Origin of the sequence: Streptomyces sp. NPDC023723, from assembly GCF_040639815.1 — a bacterium.
Classification (GTDB): domain Bacteria; phylum Actinomycetota; class Actinomycetes; order Streptomycetales; family Streptomycetaceae; genus Streptomyces.
Genome location: NZ_JBFAAP010000037.1, coordinates 26,189 through 34,017 on the forward strand (window position 1 = coordinate 26,189; position 7,829 = coordinate 34,017).

The window sequence follows — 7,829 nt, forward strand, 5'->3', positions numbered from 1 at the left end:
GCGGTACGGCGGCTCGGCCTCGCGGCCTCGTGGCCTCGCGGGTCGCGGGTCGCGGTGGATTCGGTCCGGCACCGCCCCTCCGGCCCCGGCCTCTTCCCACCCCGGCTCCTTCCCGCCCTGGTCAGCCGCGACCCGCAGGGCCGACGAACGAGATCCACACATCCGGCGGCACCTCCGGCCGATGCGGCACCGGCCGCCGCTCCTCGGTCCAGGCGCCGCCGGCGACCTCGGCGGCGACCCGCCGCCAGAACGCGACCGCGGGCGGGTTGGCGTCCTGGAAGGGGATCTCCCACGGCCCCGGATGCCTGGCGACGACCTCCCGAGCGGCCCGCAGTCCGGTCCCCGCCCGACGCGCGCCCCGCACCACGAAGAAACTGTTCATCACCCGGGCCGGGCCGCCCAACGCGCGTACGAAGGCGAAACCGGCCGGCCGGTCATCGCTCACCAGCAGGTACGGCGCCCAGTCGGCGTCCGTGAAGGCCGAGCGCAGCCGGTCGGCGCGGAAGGACCCGTCCGGTTCGGGCAGTGAACCGGACGGCTCGGACATGTCGTGCCGGAACATCAGCCAGAGCCGTTCCACGGTCGGACGGTCGGCGGCGAGGGCGGGGCGCACGAGGACGGGCATCTGACTCCTCCGAGGCGGTGAACTGCCCGGAACCGGGCATGAAAAAAAGCCTCCCCGGCGGACATCTGTCCCGGCCCGGAAGGCCTGCGTGCTGTCGGAGACCATAGCAGGAGCCGGCGGATCACCCGGAAGCCCGCCCCCGGGGACGTACCGCGTCCCGCCCGGCCCGCACCGCACGGACTCTTGCCAGTTACTCAGCCGTCACCCTATTCTCCCCACGCGGAAAGCGCTTTCTGCGCTCGTCTCGGCGGCCGGCACCTCGGCGATGCGCGTCGCAACGGGCGGCACGGTTCAGCACGACACCACACCTGACATGGCAGCTGGCAAGGGGAGTGCGAACATGAGACGACCAGTCGCAGTGCGCCTGTACGCGACACTGGCCACGATGGCCCTCGCGGCGGCGACCGGCGCGGTCCTGACGGCACCGGAGGCGACGGCGGCCACCGCGGGCGCCACCGGTTACGCGACCCAGAACGGCGGCACCACCGGCGGCGCGGGCGGCCAGACCGTACGGGCCACCACCGGAACGGCCATCCACGAGGCCCTGTGCAACCGGGCCGCGAGCGACACCCCGGTCGTCATCGAGGTCGAGGGCACCATCAACCACGCCAACACCGCCAAGGTGTCCGGCGACAGCTGCAACACCGCCGCCGGCGTGATCGAGCTGAAGCAGATCAGCAACGTCACCCTCGTCGGTGTCGGCAGCGGTGCCGTCTTCGATCAACTGGGCATCCACATCCGCGAGTCCAGCAACATCATCATCCAGAACGTGACCGTCAGGAACGTCAAGAAGTCGGGCTCGCCCACCTCCAACGGCGGCGACGCCATCGGCATGGAGAGCGACGTCCGCAACGTGTGGGTGGACCACGCCACCCTGGAGGCGTCCGGCGGTGAGTCGGAGGGGTACGACGGCCTCTTCGACATGAAGGACAACACCCAGTACGTGACCCTGTCCTACAGCACCCTGCGCAACTCCGGCCGCGGCGGCCTGATCGGGTCCAGCGAGAGCGACGTCTCCAACGGCTACGTCACCTTCCACCACAACCTGTACGAGAACATCGACTCCCGCACCCCGCTGCTGCGCGGCGGCACCTCCCACATCTACAACAACCACTACGTGAGCCTGAACGAGTCCGGCATCAACTCCCGGGCCGGCGCCAAGGCCAAGGTGGACAACAACTACTTCGAGGACTCCAAGGACGTCCTCGGCACCTTCTACACCGACCAGGCCGGCTACTGGCAGGTCAGCGGCAACATCTACGACAACGTGACCTGGTCGGCGCCGGGCGAGGACACCAACCCGGCGGGCCCCGACCCGCAGTCCAACACCACGGTGAGCATCCCCTACGCGTACACCCTCGACCAGGCGGCGTGCGTCCCGGACATCGTGAGCCAGACGGCCGGCGCGGGCAAGGGGCTCAAGGTCTCGGACGGCAACTGCTCGCCCCAGACGCCGACCGACCCGACACCGGAGCCCACGGACCCCACCGATCCGACCGACCCCACGGACCCTTCGCCCGAGCCCACCGACCCCACCGGGACCAACCTCAGCATCGGGGCCGGTGCCGACGGCTCCAGCAAGGCGAGCGGCACGAGTTACGGCAACGTGCGCGACGGTGACCCGAGCACCTACTGGTCGCCGAACGGCTCGACCGGTTCCGTCTCGGTCAAGTGGGGCTCCGCCACGACGGTGTCCACCATCGCCGTCCGGGAGACGTCGGCCGCCGCCGGCCGCATCGGCACCTGGCGGGTCCTCAACGGTGACACCGGAGCGGTCCTGACCTCCGGCAGCGGGGCCGGTGTCATCACCTTCCCCGCCACCGCACTGCGCAAGATCACCTTCGAGATCACCGGTTCCAACGGCGTCCCGCAGGTCGCCGAGTTCGAGACCTACGCCGGATGACGGACGTCGGCTGACGGACGTCGGCTGACGGCTGGTGCCCGTCGGGACCCCGTACCCCGGGGTCCCGGCGGGCGCCCGCGATCCGCCGTATATCGCCTTGTGACCGCCGCGGGGGAGTGGATACCGTTGCGGATCACGCACCGATCTCCAGACGGGTGGGACACCGGACCCGCACCGGCCTCTCGCGTCGGGCCGCCTCGGGAAGGGAACACCGTGCGGGTCAGCCTGAAGGACGTCGCCGCGCACGCGGGGGTCTCCATCAAGACCGTCTCCAACGTGGTGAACGACTACCAGCACGTCACCCCCGCCATGCGGGCCCGCGTCCAGCGCTCCATCGACGCCCTCGGCTACCGGCCCAACCTGACCGCCCGGCACCTGCGCAAGGGACGCACCGGCATCATCGCCCTGGCCCTGCCCGAGCTGGGCAACCCGTACTTCGCCGAACTCGCCGCCGCCGTCATCGACAGCGCCGCCGAGCACGACTACACCGTGCTGCTCGATCACACCGGCGGCCGCCGGGAGCAGGAACTCCTGGTCAGCCAGGGCTTCCGGGCCCGGGTGATCGACGGGCTGATCCTCAGTCCCATCGAGCTGGAGACCGAGGACCTGGGCGAGAGCGCGGAGCGGGTGCCGCTGGTGCTGCTCGGCGAGCGCGAGTACGACCTGCCGTACGACCACATCGCCATCGACAACGTCGCCGCCGCCCGCGCCGCCGTCCGGCACCTGATCGGGGTGGGGCGCCGGGAGGTGGCGTTCCTCGGCGCCCGGCGCGGCCACAGCGAACCGGCCCAACTGCGGGTGCGCGGCTGGCGCGAGGAGCTGACCGCCGCCGGACTCCCCGCCGACGACGGGCTCGTCGCCGCCACCGACGGCTGGGGACACGCGGACGGCGAGGCGGCCATGGTCCGCCTCCTGGACTCCGGCCGGCGTCCCGACGCGGTCTTCGCCTACAACGACCCGATGGCCATCGGCGCCATGCGCGTGCTGCACGCGCGCGGCGTCCGGGTCCCCGAGGACATCGCGGTGGCCGGCTTCGACGACGTGGTCGAGGGCCGGTTCGGCGCCGTGAGCCTCACCTCCGTGGCACCGGACAAGACGGCCATCGGCCGGCTGGCGGTGGAGTCGGTGCTGGCCCGGCTCGGCGGCGGCGCCCCGGCGCCCCGGCGGATCCGGGCCGGCTACCACCTGGCGGAACGCGAGAGCACACTGGGCCGGCCGCCCCGCGTTACACGATCTTCATGACTTCACATTCCGCCGCTACCTGCGAGAACGAGGCGACCTGCGGACCGGGGCGGCGGGGCGCCGTCCGGATTAAATATCCGGAGTGTTGACGTAATTCGGCGCGCGTTCGCATGCTGAAGCGCACCCCTGGTCACTCCTCCGTGCCGGCTGCCCTCCCGGGCAGGTCATCGGCGCGCCCTCGACGACGAAAGCGAACGTGACTGATGAGCCACTCCGAGAACAGGTTCACCGTCGGCCGCCGTTCCCTGCTGGCGACCGCGGCCGGCGTGGGAGCCGGTGCCGTCCTCCCGGCGGCGACCGCCCAGGCGGCAACGGCCGGCTCCGTACCGGCCAACTCCGCGTCGGCGCACGGGCGGTACCCGGCGAACTGGCCCGACCCCGAGCCCTACGGGCTGGCCGACGCCCGGCTGGACCTGTGGCCGCGGGCGGACAACTCCTTCGTCCTGCCCCTGGAGTTGCGCCCCCGCGACGAGGAACGCGGCACGGTCTGGATCCGGGACACCTACGTCAACTGCTTCGTCGTCGACGGCCGTCCGCTCTACGTCGCCACCGGCACCACCCGGGTCCCCGGGCTCTCCGTGGCCGCCCCCTGGAACGACGGCATCTTCGTCTGGACCTCCCGCTCCCTCAAGGGCCCCTGGAGACTGGCCGACACCACCGGCATCCGGCCCGGCGCGGAGAAGGGCAAGGTGTGGTCACCCGAGTTCGTCGACGAGAACACCACCGGACGCACGGTCGTCGCGCCGTGGCAGGAGTACTGGACCGACGCCACCTACGGCAAGCGCGGCCACGCCTGGGCGCCCGAGGTGCACTACTTCCGCGGCAAGTGGTACATCGTCGCCTGCACCGGCGACTACGCCAAGAAGGTCGGCTCGTTCATGCTGGTGAGCGAGGGCGGCGTGGAGGGCCCGTACCGGCTGATCGAGGGCAACCTGGAGAAGCCCTTCGGTGACTCGTTCATCGGCGGGCCGAGCTTCATCGCGCCCGGCGCCTACCACCACATCGACGGCGGCCTCTACTCCGAGGGCGACGAGGCGTGGCTCGTCCTGCACAACAACCTGTACGCCAAGTTCCGGGACGACATGGAGGACATCGTCACGACGACGAACCTCCCCACCTTCCAGCAGCAGCCCTACTCGCCCGAGCCGTACCTCGAAGGCGCGTACGTCTTCAAGTACAAGGGCAAGTACCACCTGGTCCACGCCGCCTGGGACCGGGCCTCCGTCAACGCCGACGGCACCACCCGGCACGCCTACGACGAGGCCGCCTCCGGGCGGGTGCAGTACCAGTACGACGCGATCGTCGCGGTGGCCGACCACTTCGAGGGCCCCTACTCGAAGCGGTACACCGCCGGTGTCGGCGCCGGGCACAACAACTTCTTCGTCGACCACAAGGGCGACCTGTGGGCGACCTACTTCCTGAACCCGGCCGCCGGCTACTGGTCCAACACCTCGCGCGTCGACGACGCCGCCGTGCCCGGTGTCGTACGGCTGGAGTGGACCGGCCCGGAGGGCAACCGCCTGTACGTCCAGCGTCGCAAGTAGACCGCCACCACGGCCACCACGGCCACCACGGCCACCACCATCGGCACCCGTCCCGGCCGGGGCGGGAGCCGATGGCTGTTTTGACATAGGTATGGCGACATAGTTAAAGTTCCCGTATGCCCGAGGAGAACGCGTCCGTGCAGGACATCGACCACATGGCCGCGCGGCTGGTGGCGTGTCTGCCGCGGCTGGCCCGGGCCCTGGACCGCCAGGTCGCGCAGGACTACGCGCACCCCAAGCCGCCCGAGGCGCAGCTCGCGCTGTTGCGGCACGTCGAGGAGAACGACGGCACCACCGTCCGCGCGGCGGCCGAAGCCCTGCTGATGAAGCCGAACAACGTCAGCGCGCTGGTCACCCAGCTGACCGAGCAGAGTCTGCTGGAGCGCCGCCAGGACGCGGCCGACAAGCGGGTCGCGCACCTGCACCTCACCCCGCTGGCCCGGCGCCGGCTCGCCGAGGTCGAACGCCTGATGAGCGCACACCTCGGCAGCGCCCTGCGTGCGCTGACCGAGGGCCAGCAGGACGCACTGGGCTCGGCTCTGTCGTCGCTCGTGGCGCTCGACCGGCACCTGCGCCCCCGCGACTGACATCCCGCCCCACCGCACCCCGGTCCGTCCCGGACCGGGGTGTCGGAGCGTGGCGCGCCCGCCCTCGCGGGGCCCTCTCCTCGTCCGCACCCTTCCCGGTGCACCCCGGCCGTTCCGTCGCGTCGCGCGACCGGACCGGCCGCCCGGTGTCACCGTCCGGTGCCGCCGCCCGGTGTCACCACTGTCACTCACAGCACGATCGAAGGACACGCACAGTCATGCCCTCCGCCCCCACCGCCTCCTCCGCTCCACCGACCCACGCCCCGGCCGCGGACCGCCCCCGCGGCCGGCGGGCCAACCCGTGGCTGACGCTGATCGCCGTCGCCTTCGGGCTCTTCATGGTCGGCCTGGACGGCTCGGTCGTCTCCATCGCCAACCCCGAGATCGGCCGGGACCTGGGCGCCTCCACCTCCGACCTCCAGTGGGTCACCAACTCCTACCTGCTGGCCCTCGCCGCGGCCCTGATCCTCGGCGGCAAGCTCGGCGACCGGTTCGGCCGCCGCACCTTCTACCTGATCGGCGTCGCGGGCTTCACCCTCGCCTCCGTCGCCATCGGGCTGTCCGGCTCCATCGAGGGCGTCATCGCCTTCCGTGCCGTCCAGGGCTTCTTCGGCGCCCTGCTGATGCCCAACACCCTCGGCATGCTGCGGGCCGTCTTCCCGCCGAAAAAGTTCGGCATGGCGGTCGGCATCTGGGCCATGGTCTCCTCGGTCTCCACCGCGCTCGGCCCCATCGTCGGCGGACTGCTCGTGCAGCACGTCAACTGGGAGTCCGTCTTCTACATCAACGCCCCCATCGGCGTCCTCGCGCTGGTCTTCAGCCTGACCGTGCTGCCGCAGACCAAGAACGGTGCCGCCGCCGACGAGAAGTTCGACCTCCTCGGCGTCGTGCTGCTGGCCCTCGGACTGCTCGCCGTGGTCTTCGGCGTCGTCAAGGGCGAGACCTGGGGCTGGACCTCGGGCGGCACCCTCGGCTGCATCGCCGCCGGCGCGGTGGTCCTGCTGGTCTTCGGCTACTGGGAGACCCGGGTCGCCTCACCCCTGCTGCCCATGCGGCTGTTCCGCAGCCGGGCGCTGACCATCGGCACCGGCGTCACCGCGCTGAACTTCTTCGTGCTGCTCGGCGTCATCTTCTTCGTCATGCTCTATCTCCAGAGCGTGCGCGGCTTCACCCCCGTCGAGGCCGGGGTGCGCACCCTGCCGCTGAGCCTCGCCTCGGTCGTCGCCTCCCCGCTCGGCGCCGCGCTCACCGACCGGTTCGGACCGCGGCTGACGATGCCGCTCGGCATGGCTCTCCAGGCGGTCGCCTGCTTCGTCATGCTCGGCTGGAGCGCCGACTCGTCGTACGCCACGATGTGGCCGCCGTTCATCGCCCTCGGCCTGGGCGTCGGCATGGTGATGTCGTCCTCCTCGGACGCCATCGTCGGCAACGCGCCGGTCCGGGACGGCGGTGTGGCGGGCGGTCTCCAGGCGACCGCCCTCCAGATCGGCGGCGCGCTCGGCACCTCGGTCCTGGTGTCGCTGATCAGCAGCCGGGTCGGCGCCACCCTCACCGGTGAACTGACCTCCGCCGGCGTGCCCGCGGCCACGGCGGCCGGTCTCGAGGAGGCCAAGGACGCGGTGGCCATGGGCGTCGCGCCGGTCTCCGACGGCATGCCGGCCCGGCTCCGGGACGCCGTTGCCGAGGGCAGCCACCAGGCGTTCATGAACGGCGTGCACACCGCCGTGCTCGTCGCCGGCGTGCTGTGCGTCATCGGCGCGGTGGTGGCCGCCGTCGGCGTGCGCCGCACCGCCACCGTGGAGCAGCCCGCCGCCTGAGCGGACCAAGCCGCGCCAGGCGCCGTGGCCGCGCCCCCCCCCCCCCGGGGGCCGGGCCCGCGGAAACGGGGGACCCCAAAGGCCAGGGGTAGAAAAAAAACCCCCCCCCCC

Annotated in this window: 6 protein-coding genes; 5 read left to right on the forward strand and 1 reads right to left on the reverse strand. The window is 71.7% G+C overall.

What is annotated here, in order from left to right; all coding sequences use genetic code 11:
• Positions 1 to 121: 121 nt before the first annotated feature.
• Positions 122 to 625, reverse strand: coding sequence for a GNAT family N-acetyltransferase (locus AB0G32_RS29230; protein WP_361169671.1), 504 nt, complete (start codon positions 623 to 625; stop codon positions 122 to 124).
• Between the two features lie 340 nt (positions 626 to 965).
• Between AB0G32_RS29230 and AB0G32_RS29235 the strand changes: the two genes are divergently transcribed.
• The 5 genes from AB0G32_RS29235 to AB0G32_RS29255 all read left to right on the forward strand — a co-directional run bounded on the left by AB0G32_RS29235 (position 966) and on the right by AB0G32_RS29255 (position 7,718).
• Complete coding sequence (locus tag AB0G32_RS29235) at positions 966 to 2,528, forward strand: pectate lyase (protein ID WP_361169674.1); 1,563 nt, start codon at positions 966 to 968, stop codon at positions 2,526 to 2,528.
• A gap of 213 nt (positions 2,529 to 2,741) precedes the next feature.
• Positions 2,742 to 3,770, forward strand: coding sequence for a LacI family DNA-binding transcriptional regulator (locus AB0G32_RS29240; protein WP_361169677.1), 1,029 nt, complete (start codon positions 2,742 to 2,744; stop codon positions 3,768 to 3,770).
• 203 nt (positions 3,771 to 3,973) lie between these two features.
• A complete protein-coding gene (locus AB0G32_RS29245; RefSeq protein WP_361169680.1) occupies positions 3,974 to 5,314 on the forward strand; it encodes a family 43 glycosylhydrolase in 1,341 nt (446 codons plus the stop codon).
• 116 nt (positions 5,315 to 5,430) lie between these two features.
• Positions 5,431 to 5,901 (forward strand): MarR family transcriptional regulator, encoded by a 471-nt coding sequence (locus tag AB0G32_RS29250; protein WP_361169683.1) that lies wholly within the window; start codon positions 5,431 to 5,433, stop codon positions 5,899 to 5,901.
• 218 nt (positions 5,902 to 6,119) lie between these two features.
• The gene (locus tag AB0G32_RS29255; RefSeq protein WP_361169686.1) at positions 6,120 to 7,718 is read left to right on the forward strand and encodes an MFS transporter; all 1,599 of its coding nucleotides are present in this window, start codon (positions 6,120 to 6,122) and stop codon (positions 7,716 to 7,718) included.
• Positions 7,719 to 7,829: the final 111 nt, after the last annotated feature.

Coding starts and splice junctions, on each gene's coding strand:
- AB0G32_RS29230 (WP_361169671.1), bottom strand. CDS start 625: ATGCCCGTCCTCGTGCGCCCCGCCCTCGCCGCCGACCGTCCGACCGTG.
- AB0G32_RS29235 (WP_361169674.1), top strand. CDS start 966: ATGAGACGACCAGTCGCAGTGCGCCTGTACGCGACACTGGCCACGATG.
- AB0G32_RS29245 (WP_361169680.1), top strand. CDS start 3,974: ATGAGCCACTCCGAGAACAGGTTCACCGTCGGCCGCCGTTCCCTGCTG.
- AB0G32_RS29250 (WP_361169683.1), top strand. CDS start 5,431: ATGCCCGAGGAGAACGCGTCCGTGCAGGACATCGACCACATGGCCGCG.
- AB0G32_RS29255 (WP_361169686.1), top strand. CDS start 6,120: ATGCCCTCCGCCCCCACCGCCTCCTCCGCTCCACCGACCCACGCCCCG.